We start from the raw sequence: 23,858 nt of genomic DNA, 5'->3' as shown, positions 1-23,858 counted from the left end.
TATTTATGCGCTGGCGCTGGCTTCGCCTGCGGCCTGCTGTTGTTTCTCCTGCTCCTGTTTAAGTAGCGTGCGCTCATAGACTTTCAGGAACGGGTAATACATCGCGGCCGACATCACCATGCAGAGCAGACACATGATCACCGGGCTGAACGCCCAGTTCGCCGCCCATGATGCGCCAATTGGTGCCGGCGTCGTCCACGGTGTCAGGGAAACCACCTGTGCGATCCAGCCGAGCTTCGTCGCCGTATAGGCAATGACGGCATTAACCATCGGCACGAAAATAAACGGCAGGAACAGCAGCGGGTTCATGATGATCGGTGCACCAAACAGAATTGGTTCGTTGATATTGAAAAAGCTCGGCACCACGCCCATGCGGCCAATCGTTCGCAGATGGACGGCACGGCTACGCAGCAGCAAAAATGCCAGCGGCAGTGTGGAACCGACCCCGCCGATCAGCAGGTAGTGATCCCAGAAGCCCTGCAAATAAATATGCGGCAACGGCGCACCAGCCGAGAGCGCGGCCTGGTTCAGCGCCAGGTTGGTCATCCAGAACGGGTTCATAATCCCGGTGACGATCAGCGCACCGTGAATCCCGGCAAACCACAGAATCTGGCAGATAAACACCGAAATCAGAATCGCAGGCAGTGAATCCGACGCCGAAATCAGCGGTGCCAGCAGATGCATAATCGCTTCGGGGATAATCATGCCGGTCGCGGACTGGATGAACAGGTTAAACGGATGCAGCGTCGCGACGATGACCAGCACAGGGATGAGGATTTCAAACGAACGCGCCACGCCGGTCGGCACCTCTTTCGGCAGACGAATCGTGATATTGCGTTTCTTCAGCCAGGCATACACCTCACCCGCATAAATTGACGTCAGGATCGCGGTAAAAATCCCCTCGCCGGAGAAGTACTGGGTAGAAATTTGCTTGTCGTGATAAGGCGCGGCCACCAGCAAGAATGCCATCAGCGCCAGCAGGCCGGTCATGATGGGGTCCAACTTGTAGTGCTTGCCCAGGCTGGCTCCTATCCCCACCGAGATAAAGAAGGTCATGACCCCCATACTGAGGTAGTACGGCAGCATCAGCTGTTCACGGTAGGCAACGGAGAAATCGAGCCACGCGCGGGCGAACCCCAGCGTGGTATCCGGCGCGAACGGCGGGAAGATGAACACCAGCATAAACGAACCGATGATCATAAAAGGCAGCGCGGCGATAAAACCATCACGAATCGCGATGATGTGGCGCTGCTGTCCCACCACACCCGCCAGCGGGGTAATTTTTTGCTCGATGATATTAACCATCGACTGATAGAGGCCACTCATAGCGGTTGTCCTGATTTTTCGATCAGTGAAAAGGCGAAATCCAGCACGTTGTCACCGCGCTGCATACCGTAATCCATCATATCTATCGCTGCCACGGGCACGCCTTTTCCCTCGGCTTTCTCCTGAAAGGACGCCAGCATATATTTCACCTGTGGCCCCAGCAGCACAACGTCATACTTCCCGACCTGCTCATCAAATTCATGGGCAGCGTAGGCGGCAATATCAACGTCCAGACCACGAGTGCTGGCCGCCTCCTTCATCTTTTTCACTAAAAGGCTGGTAGACATCCCAGCGGAACAACAAAGCATGATCCTTTTCATTTTCAGTACCCCGTCGTCATACGTTATGAATAAAAAGCGTTATGAATAAAAAAACAGCATCAATAAAAGCATCGTGAATAAACACGTCCATTGGAAACACCTCTATGGAAACACAACGGAAACCGTTTTCCATTAAAAAAAACAAGATATGAGAATAGGTTCACGAAATGATAGACATTGCCGGAAACAATGTGAGGCAGGTCATGGAAAACGTGTTTCAGACATGAAGGAGGGGGAAAACGCGCTGTTGCTACGCTTATTACGCTAAGAATCTATCCCGGATAGGCGTTGTCATTTAATAGGTAATGACAAAGCAATCCGTTGGCTGACGCTACTCTATTTTTTCTGCGAGACGTTGATACCCGCATTTGGTGCGAGTCGCGTCATATCATACACGCCGAAGGCGGTAATAATCGCAATGACCACAAATCCCAGGCGAAACCCCATGCCAGGCACGGCTGTATAACCCAGTTCATCGCTGAGGATGTTGCCCAAGCGTATGCTTAGCGCCCCCATTGTTACCCCCAAGCCGCTGGCGAGCTGGAGTGAGGTACTGAACAGCGTATTGGCTGAGCTCATCTCTTGCGACGGAACTTCAGCGAACGCCAGCGAACTGATGCCGGTAAACTGCATGGAACGGCTCAGCCCGCCGAGGAACAGCAGCGTCAGCGTTATCAGATGCGGTGAGTCTGGAGTGAGCAGCGCGCACAGCAGCAGCGTCAATACGCAGGCAATACCATTACTGATTAGTAGCTTGCGGAAACCAAAGTAGCGAATTAGCGGCGTGGTCGCAGGCTTCATCGCCAAATTGCCTGCAAACACAGCCAGCACCATCGAACCGGCTTCAAACGCGTTCATCCCGAAGCCAACCTGAAACATCAGTGGCAACATAAAGGGCGCGGAGCTGATCGTCGCACGAAGAATAAATCCCCCACGCATGCTGATGCGAAATGAAGGCACCGAAAGCGAAGATAGGCCAATCAGCGGCGTTTTACAGGTCAAAAGATGACGGACACTCCACACCAACGTGGCAAGGCCAATCGCAATAGTGACCGCGGCTCCGGTCAGGCTGACATTTTGCTGGCTGAGCATTTCCAGCCCTACGACCAGACACAACATTGTTACGCCTGTAGCGACAAACCCAGGGAAATCAAACGGCTTACTCTCGTTCGCTGACTGGTTAGGCATCATCCGCAATGACAGCACGATGGCGATAAGCCCAAGGGGGACATTGAGAAAGAAAATCCAGTGCCAGCTGGCGTAGGTGGTAATGAATCCGCCCAGCGGTGGCCCAATGATCGGTGCCACCAGCGCGGGCCAGGTTAGCGTTGCGATCGCCTTAATCAACTGATCCTTCGGGGTGGTACGCAGAACGACCAGACGTCCTACCGGAACCATCATGGCACCACCGACCCCCTGGAGGATACGCATCAGAACAAACTCAGTGACGTTATGACTCAGGCCGCATAATAGGGATGAGAGCGTGAAAATGCACAGCGCCAGGGTAAATACATTCCGCGCACCAAAGCGCTCCGCAACCCATCCATTAGCCGGGATCAACACTGCCAGAGTTAATAAATAAGCGCTGATACCAATATTAAGGTCTATCGCCGTGACGCCAAACGCCTTTGCCATATCTGGCAGAGCCGTGGCAATCACCGTTCCATCAAGAAACTCCATAAAAAAAGCGCTGGCAACCAGCAGCGCCAGCCCTGAAATCCGCCCAGAGTCAGAGTGTTCCTGCCGAGGCGCTTTGTCCTGGGATGAATCTGTTAAAGCCACATACTGCCCTCAGCGATTCGTCACGACGTGGTAAAGGCGTGACAAGATGGAAAGTTGTTATACCAAATAAACAAACTGGCTGATAACGACTTTTTAATGTCTGTGAGGCTTCGTTGAAAAATCAGATTTGGGCACGCGTCTCTGTGACGGAACTGAGTCTCAGGCAGCACGCATTGCTTATCGCCAGCCGCCGATCTACTCCTCGCTTGTTGACACAGACGTGCTTTGGATAGGGCAGTGGAACTCCTCCCATCGAAGACAAAATGGAATCAATAAAATCCTATTGGGATAGGATCTTAGTGTGCTGATTTCAGGCATTTTCTACTTTTGGCTATAAAAACGACAAATTGAGATTTAAAAAGCCCACCGCCCCCCTGTTATGTTTATTACCTGATGTTGCATTTTCTCGCTGCATTTTAATTTTTCGTTATAAGGGAGAGGTCATAGGCATGTCATTGATGATGAAAAAATCGGTCACGGAAATACGTGAGAAACGCACGCCATTATGGAGCAACCTGACAGCGCGGCTACGCCGGCGCCCTGCTGCTCGTATCCGCCCAGACCCTAAACGATGCTGAAGATTGGAGAAAACCGGTTCCTTCTATGACAAAGTATTTTTCTGCCAGTTCTTATATGTAAAACCCAAGAATAACAATATGTAATGAGGCTTTGTAATAAACAACAAAACCGTCAAAATTCAGTTTTAGACTGATAATAAAAAAGATATAAATAACTTTTCTTTATCACTAAATAAAATCTAAATCACGCCAGACTTCCAGATATTTTCGTTTGAATTCATCTTCATCTACCTTGAGAAGAGAAAGCTTTTTATAATACATATATAAAACATCAAGTTCCTTCTCAACATCTATTTTATCCTCCTTTGGAGAAAATTTAGGAGAAAATAAATGACTACTTACCCATCGATTTAATGAAGAAGATGAATATATACCATTAGGAAGCATGTCCTTTGAAATAGAAACATCTAAGTAATCATCAGAATAACAAGGGATACTTTGTCGTCCCCAAGCATACATTCTATCCAAAGAAAGTTCGTTTTTTATCAAACCATAATTAGCTTTAAAATTAGATTTTTTATCATTGCGAAACTTAAAATTATATATTTGCCCTACATTTTTATTCATTTTTTTATTTCTAGTTGAACTGCTAAAATCAACGTCTATACTTACTTTTTGTCGCCGTGAAATTTCAGCCAAGAGGTTCATCTGCAGTGAATCTATGCTAACAAGGTTTGTATTGTTACGGTACGGATATCGATCCATTATAGATAATAACTCACTACGACCTTCAAGATAATCGCTAACTTTTATATTTTTTATTTCAAAATCTCTCCAGTTGTCAGAAACTGAATTTCCAGTATAGGCATAAATTAAAAAATCAGCCTGGTTTTTATCCACTGTGTTTTTTCTTAAATAGTCTGAATGTTTTTCAATTATCTCCTTTTTAAGGAGATACAATTCAGGTTCCCGATCGGTTCTCCCTTTCTTTCTGTCAATAGTAAGCCAATATCCTGCATCATATTTGAATATATTTATCTCACCATATAAACCCATAATGGGTTTTGGCAAATCAAACTCCACACCTTTATACTTATAATCAATAGAAGAATAACCATCAGATTCAATATCTATAGCCACACTAATATCCACACCCATGTCATAATCTGTAATATTTATATTATTGTCTTTTCCACTATTGAATTTCTTTTTACTTACATCATTAAAAAAAGCCTTATCTTCAAATCTTACGACTACATTACTACAGTCAAAATCGTCTGATAAAGTATTCATCAAATATTTACGAAAAAGACTCACCTCTGTATCTGCTAAGGGATCAAAACCTTGTCGTAGTATTTTATATGACATATCGACATTACTAAACGCATCAGATTTTTTCTCGGTAAATATAGCTGTAATTTCAGTACCTTTAAATCTTACATCATCAATCTCTCTTATAGCAATATTATAAAATTTAGAAGAAGAATCATTGATCACAGTAATTTCATAACAAGGGTTTTCTACCATCCTTGTTTTAATAACTACCTTACTACAAAGTTTAAATACACTTTGCAGCCCAATACCAAAATAGCCAGAAGGCTTTGCCCAATCAGGCATAGTCTGATTTAGTTTTTTTCTCGAGTCTGTAGATTCTGAACCGACAACTAATATTTTCTTAATATCTTTAAGATTCATCCCCGTACCATAATCTCGAACCTTAAAAGAGTTCAGGGTTACATCATCTAGATCTTGTTCATGGAGAGAAACATCAATACTATAACCAATAAGTTTATCATTAAATATCTCTCGTATTTCATTACCATTATTTTCATATTCATTATTATCAAAGATTAAATCCTCCCACACTTTGTAATAAGTCGCATCTATAGAATTTTGAATAATCTCTCTAACAAAAGGATATCGTTCGCTATAAATCTGAGCTCCTGTAATATAACTATATACTCTTTGAGAATCTAATGTTAATTTAGGAACTTTTCCATCAATTGCAATATAACCTTTTATTTCACAAGAAAGTAACCCTATAGTTGGAAGAGCTCTATAGTTGCTATCAGGAACAATCTCATTCCATATCCTCTTTTGATAATCAAATTCGTCCTGAATATAGTTGAACCAACTTTGTTGAGCATGGTATGCACCATACCCCTCACATTCTGCCCTTATCTCTATGACCTCACTATTAATCAATAAATGCCTTATTGATGCATGTTTTTCTTGATGATCAAGTGATGATTGAGGGACATCTCCGATATTATGTAATAATGTTGGACAAAAACGACCATCATCAATATCTAAAAGATCCCCAACCCTCAATAAAGCAGCTACATATCGCGGATGTGCATAATCTTCAGCATCCATCCCATCATTATATTTAGCTAAACCTAAGATCGACTCTCTATTTCTTCCATGACATTGTGTTATTTGGGCAACAAAATTAAAAAGTCGCTGTGGGATCAAAGATGTTCTTGGGGAAAAAACATTTATTCTTGTAGGATCGTTGACATTTAACCCTGAACGTTCAGCATGTATACTACGAAAATAGTCAGCAATCACAAATGTCAATGAATTAGATATATTAAGAGCTTTGACTATATCATTTTCTTCTTTACTTTGTAAGATTAATTGGGCATGAGTGGAAAGCTCATGGTTTGTTTCTGACAGATCTTTTAAGTAATTTAAAAAAGAAGCACTTGCTAATAATCCTTTTTTTTCCTCACTTGTAATAATCATTCCTGCATCATGCCAATAACAAGACTCAAGTAATAGCCAACAATCAGTAGCCGATAAATTCTCTATATTTGAGGATATAACCTTTTCAATCTGGGTAATGATAGTCGATGAATGGGAAGCATCATGAAGACTATAGTGTGGAAAATCCCGAGAAATTGTATTTAATGCTCTAGAAAGAAGTTTTTTATCAAACTCCCATTGAGCCCACAAAAGAGAGTAATTAGGATTTTCATCCGCTAGTTTTTTAAGTCTTTGTTCAATTCGCATCATTATTCCTTAACTTTCATAACAAAAATAGACAATTTTATATTGGAAAGATTTTTGAAAATAACATTCCATAGAATAAAAATAACACTCTGATATTTTAATAAGTTCTGCCAACCTGTATAATAAATTAGGAACATGTGTGCCTTTTATATATTCACGCAAAAAATTGCTCTGGCCTCATTTATACGCAAGGACACTAAATCTATGTATGATACACAAGTCTTCAATCTATTCTATAGAAAATAGAACATGTTTTTAATTTTGAGAATATAATCATAATTTTGTCATCCATTACTTTAAGACACACTAAGTATTGGAATAAATTTTAATAAAATCATTTATTAAAAAGTATATTAAAATTCATCAGGGCATGTATCTCGCTGAGATAATTGCCATGCCGTATAAGAAAAATCTTTCTATGTCTTCACTTTCACAACTGTAAAAATTAAGAATATCGACATTTAGAGACACTTTCAACCACCCCTAGCCTAAAAGCCAAAAGAGCAATAAAGAAACGTTAGAAGTCAAACCAACTGTATTCTGGCGATCGAGACTGTGCATCTTATCGCCAGATTTAACATCAAAAATATTGACAGATATTCTCAAAACACTCCGTTTTTCCTTCTATCTGCATCGGCGTAATATCCTCTTCATCGAAAGGAAATGCCCTTTCACTCCAAACAACATTGAACAGGATATATCACATGAAAAACGTAAAATTCTTCGCCGCTGCTGTCGTACTTTCTACCCTGTCTTTCGGTGCTTTCGCTGCCGAGCAGGTGTCCTCACAACAGGCACAAGGTCTGGAAAAAGTTGGCGTAGTTAGCGCTACCGCCCGTAGCCTGGATTCACTGCAGGCACAGTTGGCTCAGAAAGCAGAAAAAGCCGGTGCCAGCGCCTTCACTATCACGTCTGCAACAGGTGATAATCAACTGCGCGGCGTCGCCGTTATCTACAAATAATGGCTGCCGATAAACAATCAAAAAATTAAACGGACTTTCCTCACTAAAGAGGAAAGTCCGTTTTTTTATGGCTTTCGCCCAAGCCTTAAACACCCAGATGAATTACCCTACACGCTTCACTTCGCCCACCAGTACGATGTAGGACAGTGCACCAACCAACGCTACGCCGGCAATATAGAGCAGCGCGCACAGCAGCAGCGTCAATACGCAGGCAATACCATTACTGATTAGTAGCTTGCGGAAACCAAAGTAGCGAATTAGCGGCGTGGTCGCAGGCTTCATCGCCAAATTGCCTGCAAACACGGCCAGCACCATCGAACCGGATACCAATATTAAGGTCTATCGCCGTGACGCCAAACGCCTTTGCCATATCTGGCAGAGCCGTGGCAATCACCGTTCCATCAAGAAACTCCATAAAAAAAGCGCTGGCAACCAGCAGCGCCAGCCCTGAAATCCGCCCAGAGTCAGAGTGTTCCTGCCGAGGCGCTTTGTCCTGGGATGAATCTGTTAAAGCCACATACTGCCCTCAGCGATTCGTCACAACGTGGTAAAGGCGTGACAAGATGGAAAGTTGTTATACCAAATAAACAAACTGGCTGATAACGACTTTTCAATGTCTGTGAGGCTTCGTTGAAAAATCAGATTTGGGCACGCGTCTCTGTGACGGAACTGAGTCTCAGGCAGCACGCATTACTTATCGCCAGCCGCCGATCTACTGCTCGCTTGTTGACACAGACGTGCTTTGGATAGAGCAGTGGAACTCCTCCCATCGAAGACAAAGTGGAATCAATAAAATCCTATTGGGATAGGATCTTAGTGTGCTGATTTCAGGCATTTTCTACTTTTGGCTATAAAAACGACAAATTGAGATTTAAAAAGCCCACTTCCCCCCTGTTATGTTTATCACCTGATGTTGCATTTTCTCGCTGCATTTTAATTTTTCGTTATAAGGGAGAGGTCATAGGCATGTCATTGATGATGAAAAAATCGGTCACGGAAATACGTGAGAAACGCACGCCATTATGGAAAAACGTAGCGACGCAGCTACGCCGGATCCCTACGCTTCTGGTTGCCAGCGCAGTGCTGTTCATGTCCACGGCTTATGCACAAGACAGCGTACCCACGCAGTTACGCATCGGTTATCAGAAAGGCTCGATCAGTCTGGTGCTGGCAAAATCACACCTGTTGCTGGAAAAGCAGTTCCCAAACACCAAAATCAGCTGGATTGAGTTCCCCGCCGGTCCGCAGATGCTGGAAGCGCTCAACGTTGGCAGCATCGATCTGGGTGGCACTGGCGATATCCCGCCGATTTTTGCGCAGGCTGCTGGCGCAGACCTGCTGTATGTCGGCGTGGAGCCGCCGAAGCCTCAAGCCGAAGTGATTCTGGTGCGGGAAGACAGCCCAGTGAAAACCGTTGCTGATTTAAAAGGTCGCAAAGTCGCCTTCCAGAAAGGCTCCAGCGCACATAATACGCTGCTGCGGGCGCTGCAACGTGACGGACTGAAATTCACCGATATCAAACCGACCTACCTGACTCCCGCTGATGCGCGCGCGGCCTTCCAGCAAGGCAACGTCGATGCATGGGCAATCTGGGATCCCTACTATTCCGCCGCGCTGCTGGAAGGCGGCGTTCGCGTGCTGGTCGATAGCAGCGGGCTGGAGAAAACCGGTTCCTTCTATCTGGCTGGTCGTCCTTATGCCGAGGCGCACGGCACCTTTATTCGCCAGGTACTGGACGAGCTGACCAAGGCCGATGCCTTAACGATCAGCGACCGGGCGCAAAGCGTCACTCTGTTGGCAAACGCGGTAGGACTGCCGGAAAAAGTGATTGAAACGGCGCTCGACCATCGCCCGCCGACCACCATAGAACCGCTGGATGCCGCCACGATCAAGGCACAGCAATCCACGGCCGACCTGTTTTATGAAAACCGTCTGGTACCGGTGAAGGTCAATATCGCAGAGCGCGTCTGGCGTCCCAAGGCGAACTAATCCGCCTATCGCCCCTCTTTTGTTTACCTCAAACAAGACTGTTTAAGGAGTTCACACCATGAGTCTTAACGTATTCTGGTTTCTGCCCACCCACGGAGACGGTCGCTATCTTGGTAGCACCGAGGGCGCACGTCATGTTGACTACAGCTATCTGCAACAGGTGGCTCAAGCCGCCGAGCGGCAAGGGTTTGGCGGCGTCCTGTTGCCGACGGGCCGCTCCTGCGAAGATTCCTGGCTGGTTGCGGCATCGCTCATTCCGGTGACACAGCGGCTAAAATTTCTCGTTGCCCTTCGCCCCGGCGTGATTTCCCCCACCATCGCCGCACGTCAGGCCGCGACGCTGGACAGGCTGTCCAACGGTCGAGCGCTGTTCAATCTGGTGACCGGCGGTGACCCGGAAGAATTGGCCGCCGAAGGGCTATTCCTCAGTCATGAAGAACGCTACGAAGCCTCGGCGGAATTCACCCATATCTGGCGCAGGCTGCTGGAAGGCGAAACCGTCGATTTCGCAGGCAAACATATTCAGGTCAAAGACGCCAAACTGCTTTATCCGCCCGTGCAGCAGCCGCGCCCGCCGCTCTACTTTGGCGGATCTTCCGAGGCTGCGCAGAATCTGGCGGCAGAGCAGGTCGATCTCTACCTGACGTGGGGTGAGCCACCTGAGCAAGTTAAAGAAAAGCTGGCGGAGGTCCGTGCCAAAGCGGCCGCGCAGGGGCGTGAGGTTCGCTTCGGTATTCGCCTGCACGTCATCGTGCGGGAAACCACCGAAGAAGCCTGGCAGGCCGCCGATCGGCTGATTTCCCATCTGGATGAAAAAACCATCGCCGACGCACAGGCGGCGCTGGCGCGTTTCGATTCCGTCGGCCAGCAGCGCATGGCCGCCCTGCACGGCGGCAAAAAGGACAAGCTGGAGATTAGCCCCAATCTGTGGGCTGGCATCGGTCTGGTACGCGGCGGCGCAGGCACAGCACTGGTTGGCGATGGCCCGACGGTTGCCGAACGCATTCAGGAATACGCAGATCTCGGGATTGATACCTTTATCTTGTCCGGCTATCCGCATCTGGAAGAGGCATACCGCGTGGGTGAATTGTTGTTCCCGCACCTCGATCTGGCGCAACAGCCCACGCCGCTGCATGCGGTGAACAATGCGGGAGAAGTGGTGGCAAACCGCTATGTGCCGCGCAAAGTCTCGCAAAGCTGAGGAACCGATCATGGCAAGAACGCTCTCTTCCCTGGCACAGCGGTTGGCACCTTTCCTGCTCCCCGTGACGCTGTTGGTCGCGTGGCAGGTCGCCGTCGAGTTCGGCTGGCTATCCAACCGGATTCTGCCTGCGCCCAGCTCGGTGATCACCGCAGGCTGGTCGCTCATCTACAGCGGCGAACTGTGGCAACATCTGGCGATCAGCGGCTGGCGCGCCCTGATTGGGTTTGCTATCGGCGGTACTATCGGATTGACGCTCGGCTTTATCACCGGGCTGTCGCGCTGGGGCGAACGCCTGCTGGACAGCTCGGTGCAGATGATCCGCAACGTTCCACATCTGGCGCTGATTCCGCTGGTGATTCTGTGGTTTGGGATTGATGAGGCGGCCAAGATCTTTCTGGTAGCGCTGGGTACACTGTTCCCGGTTTATCTCAACACTTATCACGGCATTAAAAACATCGATCGCGGCCTGCTGGAAATGGCACGCAGCTACGGGCTGTCCGGTCTGAGCCTGTTTTATCAGGTGGTGCTGCCCGGCGCACTGCCGTCCATCATGGTCGGTATCCGCTTCGCACTGGGCTTTATGTGGCTGACGCTCATCGTCGCGGAAACCATTTCTGCCAACTCCGGCATCGGCTATCTCGCCATGAACGCCCGTGAGTTTTTGCAAACGGACGTGGTGGTGGTCGCCATCATCCTTTACGCCCTGCTCGGAAAACTGGCCGATATCAGCGCTCAAGGGCTGGAGCGCATATGGCTGCGCTGGAATCCGGCTTATCAAACCTCATCGGGGGACGCATCATGACCGCTTTTACCGATTCTGCAACACGCGCACATTCGCCGTCGCCGCTCACCAAGGGGACGCCGCTGGCGCTGGATGCCATTACCAAGCATTACGGCCACCGCACCGTGCTGAATGACGTGCAGTTGCGTATTCCTTCCGGGCAGTTTGTTGCCATTGTCGGCCGCAGCGGCTGCGGCAAGAGCACCCTGCTGCGTCTGCTTGCGGGGCTGGAAGCCACCAGCAGCGGAGAACTGTTGACCGGCACCGCACCGCTCAGTAGTGCGAAAGACGACACGCGGCTGATGTTTCAGGAAGCGCGTCTGCTGCCGTGGAAAAAGGTGATCGATAATGTCGGGCTGGGACTGCGCGGCAACTGGCGTGAGAAAGCGCAGGAGGCGCTGGCCTCCGTTGGGCTGGCAGATCGCGCCAACGACTGGCCAGCGGCGCTGTCCGGCGGTCAAAAACAGCGCGTCGCGCTGGCACGCGCGCTCATTCACCATCCGCGTCTGCTGCTGTTGGATGAACCGCTCGGTGCGCTGGATGCCTTAACCCGCATCGAGATGCAAAGCCTGATCGAAAATCTGTGGCTCCAACATGGCTTCACCGTACTGCTGGTGACGCACGATGTCTCCGAAGCCATTGCGCTGGCTGACAGGGTGATTCTGATTGAAGAAGGACGCGTGGGGCTGGATATTACAGTCGATTTACCCCGGCCGCGGCGTCGTGGATCGGCAAAGCTGGCGGAACTGGAAGCCCGCGTGCTGGAACGCGTGCTGGCTCCTGCTTCATCTCCTCTGCCCCAGCAGGCGGCAATATAACCTTCCTTCTGGCGATCGAGACTGTGCATCTTATCGCCAGATTTAACATCAAAAATATTGACAGATATTCTCAAAACACTCCGTTTTTCCTTCTGTCTGCATCGGCGTAATATCCTCTTCATCGAAAGGAAATGCCCTTTCACTCCAAACAACATTGAACAGGATATATCACATGAAAAACGTAAAATTCTTCGCCGCTGCTGTCGTACTTTCTACCCTGTCTTTCGGTGCTTTCGCTGCCGAGCAGGTGTCCTCACAACAGGCACAAGGTCTGGAAAAATTTGGCGTAGTTAGCGCTACCGCCCGTAGCCTGGATTCACTGCAAGCACAGTTGGCTCAGAAAGCAGAAAAAGCCGGTGCCAGCGCCTTCACTATCACGTCTGCAACAGGTGATAATCAACTGCGCGGCGTCGCCGTTATCTACAAATAATGGTTGCCGATAAACAATCAAAAAATTAAACGGACTTTCCTCACTAAAGAGGAAAGTCCGTTTTTACATTCAGCATTACGCTACCGTTTCAAGAACAAAATGTCCCTCCCCGACTTGCTTATAGCGGCGTACCGGAGGATGGAAATCAGGGGCGCGTACCGGACTGCGCAGTTCATCATTGGTGATATTACGCACCGGACGAGTATCCGGGTCAGGCACGGGTACCGCAGAAATCAGACGTCGGGTGTAATCATGCTGTGGATTGTCGAAGATCGCCGCTCGTGGCCCGATCTCCACAATTTCGCCGAGATACATCACCGCCACGCGGTGGCTGATACGCTCGACAACGGCCATATCGTGCGAGATAAACAGGAATGACAGCCCCAGCTTCTGCTGGAGATCCAGCATCAGGTTGATCACCTGCGCCTTGACGGACACATCCAGCGCCGACACTGATTCATCGGCAATAATCACTTTCGGCTCCAGCGCCAGCGCACGCGCAATACACACTCGCTGCCGCTGCCCGCCGGAGAATTGGTGTGGGAAACGCGAAGCCATATCGCCGGATAATCCCACCTGTTCCAGCAGCTCGCTCACTCGCGCACTCACATTCTGTCGGGTCGCCAGACCGTGCAACAGCATCGGCTCGGCGATAGCTTCCCCTATCCGCATACGCGGATTCAGGCTTTCATACGGATCCTGAAACACCATTTGAATCTGCCGCCGCGACTCGGTCAGCTCACGCTTATCCGCCGTCAGGATATTTTTGCCCAGAAGCTGGATGTCGCCGCTGACGGCGTCGTTGAGACGAATAATCGACCGACCGGTGGTAGATTTACCGCAGCCCGATTCGCCGACCAGCGCGAGCGTTTCGCCCGGCCAGAGATCGAACGAGACATTTTCCACCGCATGAACCCGCCCGGACAGCCGACGGAAAAATCCTGATCGGATATCAAATCGGGTGACCAGATTTTTTACCGTCAGCACCGGTTCCTCGCCGGACACGGTATTCACCGCGTCCGGCACCAGCTGGCGTTCACCCGTTTTGAGATCGATCAGCGGAAAACGCTGGGGCCATGCGCTGCCGGACATCGAGCCGAGTTTGGGCACCGCGGATAGCAGCATACGGGTGTAGGGCTGTTGCGGATGATGAAAGATCTCTCGCGTGACGGCATTTTCTACCATTTCCCCCTGATACATCACCAGCGTGCGGTCAGACACTTCCGCCACCACGCCCATATCGTGGGTGATAAACAGCACCGACATCCCTTCTTCTTCCTGAAGGGTTTTTATCAACGTCAGAATTTGCGCCTGAATCGTGACGTCCAGCGCCGTCGTCGGCTCGTCGGCAATCAACAGCTTCGGGTGGCAAGCCAGCGCAATTGCAATCACCACACGCTGGCGCATCCCGCCAGAGAAGCTCTGTGGGTATTCGTTCAACCGTGATTTGGCCGCCGGAATGCGTACTTTTTCCAGCAGTCGTACCGCTTCGGCACGCGCTTCGGCTTTCCCCATGCCGCGATGGCGACGCAGCACTTCCGTAATCTGGTAGCCAATCGGCAAGACCGGATTCAGGCTGGTCATCGGCTCCTGGAAAATCATGCCGATACGGTTGCCGCGCACATCCTGCATCGCTTTACTGGGGAGCGACAGCAGTTCGGTGTCGCCAAAATGAATCTGCCCTTCAATCCGGCTTTGACCGGGTGGCAGCAAGCGCATGATGGATTTCGCCATCACGCTTTTCCCTGAACCGGATTCCCCCACTACGGCGACCGTCTCTTTCTCGCCAATCGTGAAGGATAAATCCCGCACCACGTTCATCCACTCGCCGTTCACCTGAAAGGCGGTGGTCAGATGCGAAACAGACATAATCGGCGCTGTCATGTGTTCATTACCCCTTATTCCCATGGGCGTTCCCACGGCTTAGTTCCGTGGGTTGAGGATGTCGCGCAGCGCATCCCCGACCAGATTGATCGCCACAATCAGCAGCAACAGTGTCAGCCCCGGAAAGAAGCTGATCCAATAGTCGCCCGACATCAGGTATTCAAAACCATTCGAGATCAACAGCCCCAGCGACGGCTCCGTCACAGGCAGCCCGATCCCCAGAAACGAGAGCGTGGCTTCCAGCATGATGGCGTAGGCGATGCGCATCGTTGCCACCACGATCAGCGGTGCCAGACAGTTGGGTAAAATATGGCGAAACAGGATGCGGCGGTTGGACAGTGCCATGCTGCGCGCCGCGTCCACGTAGCTGCGGCGACGTTCCACCAGTGCCGAACCGCGAATCGTCCGCGCGTAGTAAGCCCACTGGGTCACCACCAGCGCCATAATGATCTTATCGACCCCCTGGCCCAGCACCGCCAACAGGATCAGCGCAATCAGGATGGGCGGGAAACTGAGCTGGATATCAACGATGCGCATGATTGTCGCATCCGTTTTTCCGCCAACGTAAGCGCTGATCAGACCAAGAGAAGCGCCAATCAGCAGCGCAAACACCGCGCTGGTGAATCCCACCATCAGGCTGATGCGGGTGCCGTACAGAATGGCACTGAACAGGTCGCGCCCCTGATCGTCCGTTCCCAGCCAATACGTCATGCCCGACATACTGGAGGAACCCGGTACAAGTCGGCCATCCATAATATCGAGCTGCATCAGATCGTAAGGGTTCTGCGGCGACAGCAGCGGGGCAAGCAGCGCCAGCAGCACGAAAATCGCCAGCATGATCAGCCCAAACAGCGCCAACCGATCGTTGATCAGCGCCATCACCACGCGCATCACCGGATGTACGGCTTTTTGCACGGCGGCGGGCTGGTGTATGGTATTCCCTGTCATCCCTTGTCTCCTCCCAGCCGCACGCGTGGATCGACCAGCACATACAGCAAATCGACCAGCAGGTTAATCACGCTGAACATCACGACGGTAATCATCAGATAAGCCAGAATAACCGGACGGTCGAGCACGGCGATCGAGTCGATAATCAGCTTGCCCATGCCCGGCCAGGCATAAATGGTTTCCGTCACCACCGCAAACGCGATCAGCGAGCCGAGTTCCAGACCTAGCACGGTAATCAACGGAATCAGCGTGTTGCGCAGCACATGTACCAGTACGATTCGGGTTTCCGACAGCCCTTTCGCGCGAGCAAACTGCACATAATCCTGTTGCAGACACTCCATCACGCCCGCACGCATCAGGCGGATAACCAGCGAGATTTTAAACAGCGCGAGGTTAAACGCAGGCAGGAGAAGATGTTCAAGGCCATCGCGGGTCAGAAAGCTAAACGGGATGCCGAACAGCTCATGGACATCGCCCCGGCCTGATGACGGCAGCCAGCCCAGCTTCACACTGAACAGCATGATCATCACCAACCCGATCCAGAACGTGGGCAGGCTAAAACCGAGGATGGAGAAGGTCATGATGGATTTGGATACCGCGCTGTCCGGCTTCAGACCCGCGTAAATCCCCAACGGAATGCCGACAATCAGCGCCATCACAAACGCCACCATCGCCAGTTCGAGCGTGGCGGGCATGCGTTGAAAAATCAGCGTCAGCGCGGGTTGATTAAAGATGAAAGAGTTGCCCATGTCGCCCTGAAAGGCGTTCCAGACAAACAACCCATACTGTTCCCAGACCGGCTTATCCAGGCCGAAGGACTGAATCACCGCCAGCCGTTCCGCTGGCGTGGCCGTCGCGCCCAACAACATATCGACCGGATTACCGACCAGATAAACACCCACAAACACCAGCACCGACATAACAGCCAGCGTCAGCAGCGTTTGTCCGATTCGGCTCAGCAGGTAGGCTATCATTAGCGCCCCCCGGAACCGTTTATTGCTTCGGAGCTATCTTTCTTTTCAGAACCCTCTATTTCTTCAGAGCCATAGCGGCGCAGGCGCTCGGCAATCAGCCCGAGAAACCCTTGCTCGTCGATTTCCCGCATGACCAGCGCATTCTCTGGTTCACCCAGTTTGTGATAAAAATCGGCAAACGCGTAACCCGCCGTTCTACCGGCAACTTCTACTCCGATGCGCGCGCGTTTTGATTTGAATAACTCCGGTTTCAGCAACCACGCAATGACGGTCGCATCATGAATCGGTCCACCTTCACGGCCAAAGCGATCCACTTCGCTACGGTCAAACATACGCAGCAGTGCTGCCATCGCCTTACCCGGCGCACCGCCGCTACGCTCGATGTCATCAACCTGTTCCGTCTGAATCAGCGCCTGAAAGGTCATATCCAACGGCATGATGACAATGGGTACACCGGAAGAAAACACGATTTCCGCCGCATGAGGATCGGCATAGACGTTAAAGTCCGCCCACGGTACGCGATTTCCCATTGCGGTAAAGGCGCAGCTCATGGACACAACCTGTTTGATGCCGCGCGCGACATCAGGGTGGAAGCACAGCGCCAATGCCAGATTCGTCAGTGGGCCAAGTGCGCAAATGGTGATGGGATTATTGTCGGCCGCCGCCTGACGCGTCACCCGCACCAGAAAATCAACGGCGTGTTCCTGTTCCGGCGACAGCGTGCTCTCCGGCACCCAATCAGCAGAAAATTTGCCGATATGAGCGTATTTACCGAAAACCTGATCGCGGATCAGTGGACGAGACGCCCCCGCAAAAATGGGCACATCGGTTCTGCCCGTCACACCCACCACGTTGCACGCATTCGATAGCGTGGCGGCAAGCGGCACATTGCCTGCCACAACGGTAATCCCCAGGACATCCAGCTCGGGCGAAGCCAACGCCAGCCAGATGGCTATCGCATCGTCAACGCCGGGATCGGTATCAATAATAATGCGTTCTTGAACCATGTCAGACACCCTCTCCATAGCGGCTCAATAGGTCAGCAAACAGCTCGACAACCTGTTTGGCATCAACCCCCGTCACCACATCCACATTCGGCTGACGGTCAGTTTTTCCGTACCAGTCGGCAACGGTCTGCCCCATGCACAGCTCGCTTTCCTGCTCAATGTAAACGCTGGCTTTTTCCGTCGTGAAGCAGTGCGGTGCCAGCACCCAAGCGATGACCAACGGATCGTGTAGCGGACCGCCGCGTGAACCATAGCGACGGATGTCATTACGATCCCAAAACGCCATCATTTCACCCAACGGCGCGGAAATCCGTCCGGATAGCGCGATAAAACGTGCAACTAATTCCGGCGTCAAAATCACCTGATGCGTGACATCCAGCGGTAGCGCGACAAGGGCGATTGACGAATCAAACACCACCTTCGCCGCCTGTGGATCGGCGATCATATTGAATTCAGACGTCAGGCTGCGGTTGCCTGCTTCGCGGTAGGCGCCGCCCATCATCACAATGCGCGCAATACCGTCAGCAATCTCAGGCGCCATACGCAGCGCCATTGCCACGTTGGTTAGCGGCCCTAACGTACAGAGCGTAATCGGGGTGCCATCAGCGATCGCCTGCTTGCACTGCGCAATAATAAAACTCACCGCATGCTGCGCTTCGGCCTGTTTTTGCGGCGCAGGCAGCACGGTCTGGCCCAGTCCGCTTTCACCATGAAACTGGCCATGAATAGGGTCGCGCAGCAGCGGTCGATGGCAACCGGCGAAAACAGGAATATCCGTGCGCTGACCCAGCTCAACAATTTGCAGCGCATTACGCAGCGTCTTGTCCAACGGTTGGTTACCGCACACCGTGCAGATGCCGCGAATATCCAACTCTGGCGCCACAAATGCACTTAATAACGCAATCGCGTCATCTATCCCTGGATCACAATCAATAATAATAGGTAACGCGCTCATCCCTTGATGATTCCTTTTCTCTTTTTAATAGGTACAGCCAAACTTCAAGGTGCAGAAAGCCTCACACCTCTACAGCGTGAAAAATAACAAATCTATTTGGTGTTAAAGGGAATCGACAGACGCTAAAACGTCAGCGATCTCCTTACGTGCCTTTTCATCCAGCGGCAGTTGAGGCGGCAACGGATCGCCTACCGCAAACCCCTGCAATTGCAGCGCCGCTTTAATACAGCCAGCAATGGAATAACGGGCAAAGATTTCATTGATGCGCCATAGCGGGCGCTGAAGCTCCATTGCTTTGTTCCAGTCACCCGCGCGGGCGGCTTCATACAAAGCAATACTCTGTTTGGGAACGATACAAGCTGGGCCAGCCATCCACCCCACGCCGCCAATCAGCATGACGCAGGCGGGAATATGGGCAGATGCGGAGAACACGTCCATCCGGCCACGGGTACGTTCAATGATGGAAAGCAAGCGCCCGGTATTGGTCGAGGCGTCTTTGATATAGCGGATATTGCTGACATGGCTCAGGCGCTCGATGACGGGCAAACTCAAATCGGAACGCTGGAACTGAGGGTTGGTATAGAGCACCACCGGTTTACCCTGTGCGGCTTCGGCAATGGCGCGAAAATACTGCTCGACGCCCTCGTCTTTCAGGGGGAAATAGGCTTCCAGTACAGCCAGAATGCCATCCGCGCCCAGTTCGACGTAGCGTTTCGTTTGCTCAACGGCATCCTGAATCGTTGTCGACGCGACACCAGCGATCACCGGCACACGGCCAGCCGTCGTCTCGATTACCGTTTTGACCACATCCAGACGTTGAGCCGCAGAGAGATAGGCAAATTCACCGGTGCTGCCTAACGGCACGACGCCATGCACACCGCATTGAATAAGATGTTCAGTGAGCTGCGCCAAAACGGGCTTATCAACCTGACCATCGGGCCTGACGGGTGACACCAGATAGGGAAAAACACCGCTAAACGTATTCACACCGCTCTCCTTGTTATAGGTAATAAGGGGTGAAAACCTCACCCCTTTTGGGTCATCACTGAAAGGTAACTATTTTGCGGAACGGACGAAGTACGGCAGCGTGTAGGCATCGGAACGGCCTACATAGGTATACTGCTTTTTCATCGCCCAGGTGTTGGACAGGAACATCACCGGAATGACACCCAGATCGTTCATGCCAATGTTCATCGCTTCAGCCAGCAGCGCATCACGTTTAGTTTCATCCAATGTGACACGCGCTTCGCTTAGCGCTTTATCAAAGGCAGGGTTGGAATAGCGACCACGATTACCCTGTCCTGCATTGGGGCCAAAGGTTTCTAACAATGGCCCCAATACGCCAGAAGCTTCCCCGGTTTCAATCGCGGCCCCGCCCATAATCAAACTGAATTCGAGACGAGACGCACGTGAGAAGTACACACTGCCGGGCATCGTAACGACTTCGGTTTTGATGCCGGCGCGTGTGAACATTTGGCCAATGGCCTGAGCAATTTTAGAATCATTAGGATAACGATCGTTCGACGCGTGGAAGGTCAGCGTGAAGCCGTCGGGGTAACCCGCCGCCGCCAGTTCCTGTTTGGCTTTCTCCGGATTATAAACCGGCGCAGGAATGGAAGCGGAATAGCCTGGGTACCCCTTCGGTACAAGCTGAGAGGCAACAACAGCCTGCCCCTCCATCACACGGTCGACGATTGCCTGACGATTAATAGCTAAAGACATCGCCTGGCGTACTTCTTTTTTTAGTAATGGGTTTTTACCATCAGGACCTTTGGCGAACGGTGACTCCTCTCGCTGCTGGTCCATGTGAAGGTAAATAACACGATTCCCTGGTGTTGAAATCGTTTTTAACTGCTGATTTTTTTCAATATTACTGCTGTCGGCTGTTGGAACGTTTTCGATCATGTCCACATCACCGGATAATACTGCTGCTACACGTGCACTACTGTTTTTAAATACACGGACAGTAACGTTGTCCCACTCTGCTTTTCCTCCCCAGTAATCGTCATTACGACTAAGGACTACCCGGTCGTCCGGCACCCAGGAAACAAATTTGAATGGCCCTGTACCAATCACATCTTTTCCTGAATTCAACGTTTCCGTCGGGACGTTTTCAAGTCGGGCCGGTAAAATCGAAATCCGACTTAAATTATTCAGCAGCAGTGGCGAAGCCTCTTTTGTCTTAATCCGCACCGTTAGTGGATTAACTTCTATTACTTCAGCAATGTCGCTGACGTAAGGTGCGTAAGAGCTAGGGCTGTTTTTCGATGCCAGCGCAACACGCTTAATGCTGGCAATCACATCTTTAGCCGTAAAATCACTGCCGTCGTGAAACTTAACGCCAGGACGCAATACAAATTCCCACGTCTTGTCGTCAATCACTTTCCAACTGGTTGCCAGGGCAGGTGCAATCTGCTGTTTTTCATCCTGTACAACCAAACCGTCAAAAATATTGCGCGCCATTGCGCTATTCGCTCCACTCACATAAAACTGCGGATCCATTGATGTGGTGGAGGAAGCCAAACCGATATTCAGGTCCGCGCTATAAACCAAAGGTGAAGATGAAAATAAAACGGTAAACAATAACGCCAGAGTCGATTTCTTCATTCACTAACCCTCTATTCCATGATTGAGTACTGATGAAGTGTATTAAATCTTATGATTGTGAGTCTATGCGCCAGATTGGATAATGAAAAATTGCATTTTGTGTTAAATTGATAACTAAATGTTATGTTTTAAGGTGACGAGCATGCGTATCAATCCCCGTCAGGTTGAAGCCTTTCATAAAGTCATCCTCACCGGAGGCATCACCGCTGCCGCCAACATGATGTATATCACTCAGCCCGCGGTCAGCAGGCTCATTAAAGACTTCGAAGACGCGCTGAATCTGAAGCTATTTGATAGAGACGGACGCGGCCTGATTCCACGCGCCGAGGCGATGAAGCTGTACCGGGAAGTCGAACGTCTTTATTTAGGATTGGATCAAATCGGGCTGATTGCCGATGAAATTCGCCACGCCAAGGGCAGCGTACTGCGCATCGCCGCCGTTCAGGCGCTCTCGTTCCTTTGTTCCGACCAGGTTCTCCCTACCTTACTCAAGAAATACCCCGATCTTTCCCTGTTTCTGGATATCGAAAGCAGCAGCCGTATTACGGACGCGATTGCTGAGAATCACTATGACGTGGGTTTTATTTTTGGTCAGCCTGGCATTAAAGGCCTGGAGGCCGAACCACTGGCTGACGCCAGTGCTGTCGCGGTGTTAGCGATGGGTCACCCGCTTGCCACGGCGGATGAAATTACACTCGCCGATCTGACTGGCACGCGCGCCATTCTACCCGGCAGAACCACGCCGCTGCGGGCGCAGATTGATATCTCCGCCAGAAAAGAACAAATCTATTTGCATAACCCCATCGAAACCTCGATGGCGAACTGCTGCGTACTGGCGTCAAGAAACGTCGGCATCGGCGTGGTGGATTTTATTACCGCCCTGAACAGCCCTTCCCCGGTTATCGTTAAGCCTTTCAATCCTGATATAAAAATGGCGTATTGCGCGGTTTACCCACCACAAATTCCCCGCAGCCAGGTGGTGAATCACATCACTCAGGTAATGAAAGAAAAAATAGCGGATAGTCTGGAATTAAAATAATTTCCAGTCAAAGTCGTTATTTTTATTAATGTATTTATTGAATAATGAATATCAGGGAATAGATTTATATAAAATAAATATCACGATTATTATCTTATATAAAAATAGCCATCATTGATGGCTATTCGGCTTTATCTGTAAATAATCAGGCATTCAGCACAAATTTCTCGATCGCGTAGGCGACGCCGTCTTCCGTGTTGCTTTTGGTGACAAACTGGCTGGCTTCTTTCACTTCGTCGATGGCATTACCCATCGCGACGCCGATACCCGCATAGCGAATCATTGCCAGATCGTTCTGCTGATCACCTAGCGTCATGACGCTTTCGCGTGGAATACCGAGGTGCTCTGCCAGCATCTTCACGCCTTCACCTTTGTTGACGCGCTTATCCAGAATTTCCAGATAGTATTCGGCACTCTTCATGATGGTATAGCGTTCAAAGGCTTCCGGTGGAATCTGGCTGATGGCGCGATCCAAGATCTCTGGCTCATCAATCATCATCACTTTCGGGAACGTCAGGCTGCGATCCATTTCCTCAACCGCGCGATACTTCAACGGCATTCCGGTCAGGTGGGATTCGTGAATGGTGTAAGGGCTGATATCTTTATTGGCGGTATAGACGAAATTGAAGTCCAACGCGTGGAAATGAACGCCCAATTTGCAGGCCAGCGCTTCAAAATAGAGATAATCGTCGAAGCTCAGCGCCGTTTGCGCCACACAGTCACCGTTGACCGTACGCTGAACCAGCGCACCGTTGTTGGTGATGCAGTAACAGCCTTCCTGCTGCAAATCCAGCTCCATCAAATAGCGTTCAACGCCGATGTAAGGACGACCGGTAGCCAGCACGACCTGCACGCCTTTCTCTCTGGCGGCGGCAATCGCGGCTTTTACCGCAGGTGAAATTTGATTTTGGGGCGTCAGCAACGTCCCGTCCATATCAATAGCGATCAGTTTTACAGACATAGTTTTTCCAGCATCAAGTTATCTGTTTTCATGCTAACGCGATTCAGCGATGAAGTCGTTAGTGAAATACGGCAGGGTGACAGGCGTATTACAGTACAAAACGAACCATCTTTCTGAAGGCTACCTCTGCAAACGCGGAGTCATTTCGTGCGCCACAATGCCATCCTTCTCATGCTACTTTATAGCACGCGCCCGACATAGGGGGCTCAAGCGCCAGCCCCCTATGAACCCGGCTGCCCGCTAAATTATGTCGCTACGCGATACCTTCGTCGGCATCAGGCTTAACGGAACGCTTGCGACACGCTCCTGACGTGGCGCAAGCTTGAGCCGCGTCCATG

At 50.5% G+C, this 23,858-nt stretch carries 20 protein-coding genes and 1 pseudogene; 7 read left to right on the top strand and 14 right to left on the bottom strand.

Going from position 1 to position 23,858, the window contains the following annotated elements:
* Positions 1-3: 3 nt before the first annotated feature.
* The 4 genes from AB8809_RS00165 to AB8809_RS00150 all read right to left on the bottom strand — a co-directional run bounded on the left by AB8809_RS00165 (position 4) and on the right by AB8809_RS00150 (position 6,961).
* Complete coding sequence (locus AB8809_RS00165; RefSeq protein WP_012772775.1) at positions 4-1,326, bottom strand: PTS cellobiose transporter subunit IIC; 1,323 nt, start codon at positions 1,324-1,326, stop codon at positions 4-6.
* Positions 1,323-1,646: a PTS sugar transporter subunit IIB gene (locus AB8809_RS00160; protein WP_012772774.1), complete on the bottom strand. Its 324-nt coding sequence runs from the start codon at positions 1,644-1,646 to the stop codon at positions 1,323-1,325. The genes AB8809_RS00165 and AB8809_RS00160 overlap by 4 nt, the downstream gene beginning before the upstream one ends.
* Positions 1,647-1,982: 336 nt before the next feature.
* Positions 1,983-3,428: an MFS transporter gene (locus tag AB8809_RS00155; protein WP_342413394.1), complete on the bottom strand. Its 1,446-nt coding sequence runs from the start codon at positions 3,426-3,428 to the stop codon at positions 1,983-1,985.
* A gap of 746 nt (positions 3,429-4,174) precedes the next feature.
* The gene (locus AB8809_RS00150) at positions 4,175-6,961 is read right to left on the bottom strand and encodes an ATP-binding protein (RefSeq protein ID WP_349855537.1); all 2,787 of its coding nucleotides are present in this window, start codon (positions 6,959-6,961) and stop codon (positions 4,175-4,177) included.
* 704 nt (positions 6,962-7,665) lie between these two features.
* On the opposite strand from AB8809_RS00150, the gene AB8809_RS00145 reads away from it, so the two are divergent.
* Positions 7,666-7,923 carry a YdgH/BhsA/McbA-like domain containing protein gene (locus tag AB8809_RS00145; protein WP_012772768.1) on the top strand — a complete coding sequence of 86 codons (258 nt, stop codon included), beginning with the start codon at positions 7,666-7,668 and terminating at the stop codon, positions 7,921-7,923.
* A gap of 102 nt (positions 7,924-8,025) precedes the next feature.
* Here AB8809_RS00145 and AB8809_RS00140 read toward each other — a convergent pair whose 3' ends face one another.
* Both AB8809_RS00140 and AB8809_RS00135 read right to left on the bottom strand, forming a co-directional pair.
* On the bottom strand, positions 8,026-8,205 hold the full coding sequence (locus AB8809_RS00140) for a hypothetical protein (RefSeq protein ID WP_241007253.1): 180 nt from the start codon (positions 8,203-8,205) through the stop codon (positions 8,026-8,028).
* Between the two features lie 40 nt (positions 8,206-8,245).
* A pseudogene (locus tag AB8809_RS00135) lies at positions 8,246-8,377 on the bottom strand (hypothetical protein); the annotation flags it as partial.
* A gap of 512 nt (positions 8,378-8,889) precedes the next feature.
* Here AB8809_RS00135 and AB8809_RS00130 point away from each other — a divergent pair.
* The 5 genes from AB8809_RS00130 (at position 8,890) to AB8809_RS00110 (ending at position 13,145) form a co-directional block, all read left to right on the top strand.
* Entirely contained in the window at positions 8,890-9,912 is a 1,023-nt protein-coding gene (locus tag AB8809_RS00130) for a sulfonate ABC transporter substrate-binding protein (RefSeq protein WP_012772772.1), read from the top strand.
* A gap of 58 nt (positions 9,913-9,970) precedes the next feature.
* On the top strand, positions 9,971-11,113 hold the full coding sequence (gene ssuD / locus AB8809_RS00125) for an FMNH2-dependent alkanesulfonate monooxygenase (protein ID WP_181845727.1): 1,143 nt from the start codon (positions 9,971-9,973) through the stop codon (positions 11,111-11,113).
* 10 nt (positions 11,114-11,123) lie between these two features.
* Positions 11,124-11,918: an aliphatic sulfonate ABC transporter permease SsuC gene (ssuC, locus tag AB8809_RS00120; protein WP_180779424.1), complete on the top strand. Its 795-nt coding sequence runs from the start codon at positions 11,124-11,126 to the stop codon at positions 11,916-11,918.
* Positions 11,915-12,715, top strand: coding sequence for an aliphatic sulfonates ABC transporter ATP-binding protein (gene ssuB, locus AB8809_RS00115; protein WP_349855617.1), 801 nt, complete (start codon positions 11,915-11,917; stop codon positions 12,713-12,715). Before ssuC ends, ssuB begins: the two co-directional genes overlap by 4 nt.
* 172 nt (positions 12,716-12,887) lie before the next feature.
* Positions 12,888-13,145, top strand: a complete 258-nt coding sequence (locus tag AB8809_RS00110; RefSeq protein WP_205947328.1) for a YdgH/BhsA/McbA-like domain containing protein — start codon at positions 12,888-12,890, stop codon at positions 13,143-13,145.
* 75 nt (positions 13,146-13,220) lie between these two features.
* On the opposite strand, the gene AB8809_RS00105 is transcribed toward AB8809_RS00110, so the two are convergent.
* The 7 genes from AB8809_RS00105 to AB8809_RS00075 all read right to left on the bottom strand — a co-directional run bounded on the left by AB8809_RS00105 (position 13,221) and on the right by AB8809_RS00075 (position 21,520).
* Positions 13,221-15,029, bottom strand: a complete 1,809-nt coding sequence (locus AB8809_RS00105) for an ABC transporter ATP-binding protein (protein ID WP_349855535.1) — start codon at positions 15,027-15,029, stop codon at positions 13,221-13,223.
* A 39-nt stretch (positions 15,030-15,068) separates the two neighbouring features.
* Positions 15,069-15,977 carry an ABC transporter permease gene (locus AB8809_RS00100; protein ID WP_012772766.1) on the bottom strand — a complete coding sequence of 303 codons (909 nt, stop codon included), beginning with the start codon at positions 15,975-15,977 and terminating at the stop codon, positions 15,069-15,071.
* Entirely contained in the window at positions 15,974-16,951 is a 978-nt protein-coding gene (locus tag AB8809_RS00095; RefSeq protein ID WP_012772765.1) for an ABC transporter permease, read from the bottom strand. The genes AB8809_RS00100 and AB8809_RS00095 overlap by 4 nt, the downstream gene beginning before the upstream one ends.
* Positions 16,951-17,958, bottom strand: coding sequence for a nucleoside hydrolase (locus AB8809_RS00090; RefSeq protein ID WP_349855534.1), 1,008 nt, complete (start codon positions 17,956-17,958; stop codon positions 16,951-16,953). The genes AB8809_RS00095 and AB8809_RS00090 overlap by 1 nt, the downstream gene beginning before the upstream one ends.
* A gap of 1 nt (position 17,959) precedes the next feature.
* Entirely contained in the window at positions 17,960-18,913 is a 954-nt protein-coding gene (locus AB8809_RS00085) for a nucleoside hydrolase (protein WP_012772763.1), read from the bottom strand.
* A 102-nt stretch (positions 18,914-19,015) separates the two neighbouring features.
* The gene (locus tag AB8809_RS00080) at positions 19,016-19,900 is read right to left on the bottom strand and encodes a dihydrodipicolinate synthase family protein (protein ID WP_012772762.1); all 885 of its coding nucleotides are present in this window, start codon (positions 19,898-19,900) and stop codon (positions 19,016-19,018) included.
* Between the two features lie 69 nt (positions 19,901-19,969).
* Positions 19,970-21,520, bottom strand: coding sequence for an ABC transporter substrate-binding protein (locus AB8809_RS00075; RefSeq protein WP_012772761.1), 1,551 nt, complete (start codon positions 21,518-21,520; stop codon positions 19,970-19,972).
* A gap of 142 nt (positions 21,521-21,662) precedes the next feature.
* On the opposite strand from AB8809_RS00075, the gene AB8809_RS00070 reads away from it, so the two are divergent.
* A complete protein-coding gene (locus tag AB8809_RS00070) occupies positions 21,663-22,559 on the top strand; it encodes a LysR substrate-binding domain-containing protein (RefSeq protein WP_349855532.1) in 897 nt (298 codons plus the stop codon).
* A gap of 145 nt (positions 22,560-22,704) precedes the next feature.
* Here the strand turns inward: AB8809_RS00070 and yidA are convergent, their stop codons facing one another.
* On the bottom strand, positions 22,705-23,520 hold the full coding sequence (yidA, locus tag AB8809_RS00065; protein WP_012772759.1) for a sugar-phosphatase: 816 nt from the start codon (positions 23,518-23,520) through the stop codon (positions 22,705-22,707).
* Between the last annotated feature and the right edge of the window lie 338 nt (positions 23,521-23,858).

It is taken from the genome of Pectobacterium aroidearum, assembly GCF_041228105.1.
In the GTDB taxonomy this organism is placed as follows: Bacteria; Pseudomonadota; Gammaproteobacteria; order Enterobacterales; family Enterobacteriaceae; genus Pectobacterium; species Pectobacterium aroidearum.
This window is presented reverse-complemented; position numbering and strand designations above follow the sequence as displayed.

Bases quoted from the DNA above. Each gene is read 5' to 3' on its own strand.
- AB8809_RS00075 (WP_012772761.1), bottom strand. From the start codon at position 21,520: ATGAAGAAATCGACTCTGGCGTTATTGTTTACCGTTTTATTTTCATCT.
- AB8809_RS00145 (WP_012772768.1), top strand. From the start codon at position 7,666: ATGAAAAACGTAAAATTCTTCGCCGCTGCTGTCGTACTTTCTACCCTG.
- AB8809_RS00085 (WP_012772763.1), bottom strand. From the start codon at position 18,913: ATGAGCGCGTTACCTATTATTATTGATTGTGATCCAGGGATAGATGAC.
- AB8809_RS00090 (WP_349855534.1), bottom strand. From the start codon at position 17,958: ATGGTTCAAGAACGCATTATTATTGATACCGATCCCGGCGTTGACGAT.
- AB8809_RS00150 (WP_349855537.1), bottom strand. From the start codon at position 6,961: ATGCGAATTGAACAAAGACTTAAAAAACTAGCGGATGAAAATCCTAAT.
- AB8809_RS00100 (WP_012772766.1), bottom strand. From the start codon at position 15,977: ATGACAGGGAATACCATACACCAGCCCGCCGCCGTGCAAAAAGCCGTA.
- yidA (WP_012772759.1), bottom strand. From the start codon at position 23,520: ATGTCTGTAAAACTGATCGCTATTGATATGGACGGGACGTTGCTGACG.
- ssuD (WP_181845727.1), top strand. From the start codon at position 9,971: ATGAGTCTTAACGTATTCTGGTTTCTGCCCACCCACGGAGACGGTCGC.
- AB8809_RS00130 (WP_012772772.1), top strand. From the start codon at position 8,890: ATGTCATTGATGATGAAAAAATCGGTCACGGAAATACGTGAGAAACGC.
- AB8809_RS00160 (WP_012772774.1), bottom strand. From the start codon at position 1,646: ATGAAAAGGATCATGCTTTGTTGTTCCGCTGGGATGTCTACCAGCCTT.
- ssuC (WP_180779424.1), top strand. From the start codon at position 11,124: ATGGCAAGAACGCTCTCTTCCCTGGCACAGCGGTTGGCACCTTTCCTG.
- AB8809_RS00095 (WP_012772765.1), bottom strand. From the start codon at position 16,951: ATGATAGCCTACCTGCTGAGCCGAATCGGACAAACGCTGCTGACGCTG.
- AB8809_RS00165 (WP_012772775.1), bottom strand. From the start codon at position 1,326: ATGAGTGGCCTCTATCAGTCGATGGTTAATATCATCGAGCAAAAAATT.
- ssuB (WP_349855617.1), top strand. From the start codon at position 11,915: ATGACCGCTTTTACCGATTCTGCAACACGCGCACATTCGCCGTCGCCG.
- AB8809_RS00110 (WP_205947328.1), top strand. From the start codon at position 12,888: ATGAAAAACGTAAAATTCTTCGCCGCTGCTGTCGTACTTTCTACCCTG.
- AB8809_RS00070 (WP_349855532.1), top strand. From the start codon at position 21,663: ATGCGTATCAATCCCCGTCAGGTTGAAGCCTTTCATAAAGTCATCCTC.
- AB8809_RS00105 (WP_349855535.1), bottom strand. From the start codon at position 15,029: ATGACAGCGCCGATTATGTCTGTTTCGCATCTGACCACCGCCTTTCAG.
- AB8809_RS00140 (WP_241007253.1), bottom strand. From the start codon at position 8,205: ATGAAGCCTGCGACCACGCCGCTAATTCGCTACTTTGGTTTCCGCAAG.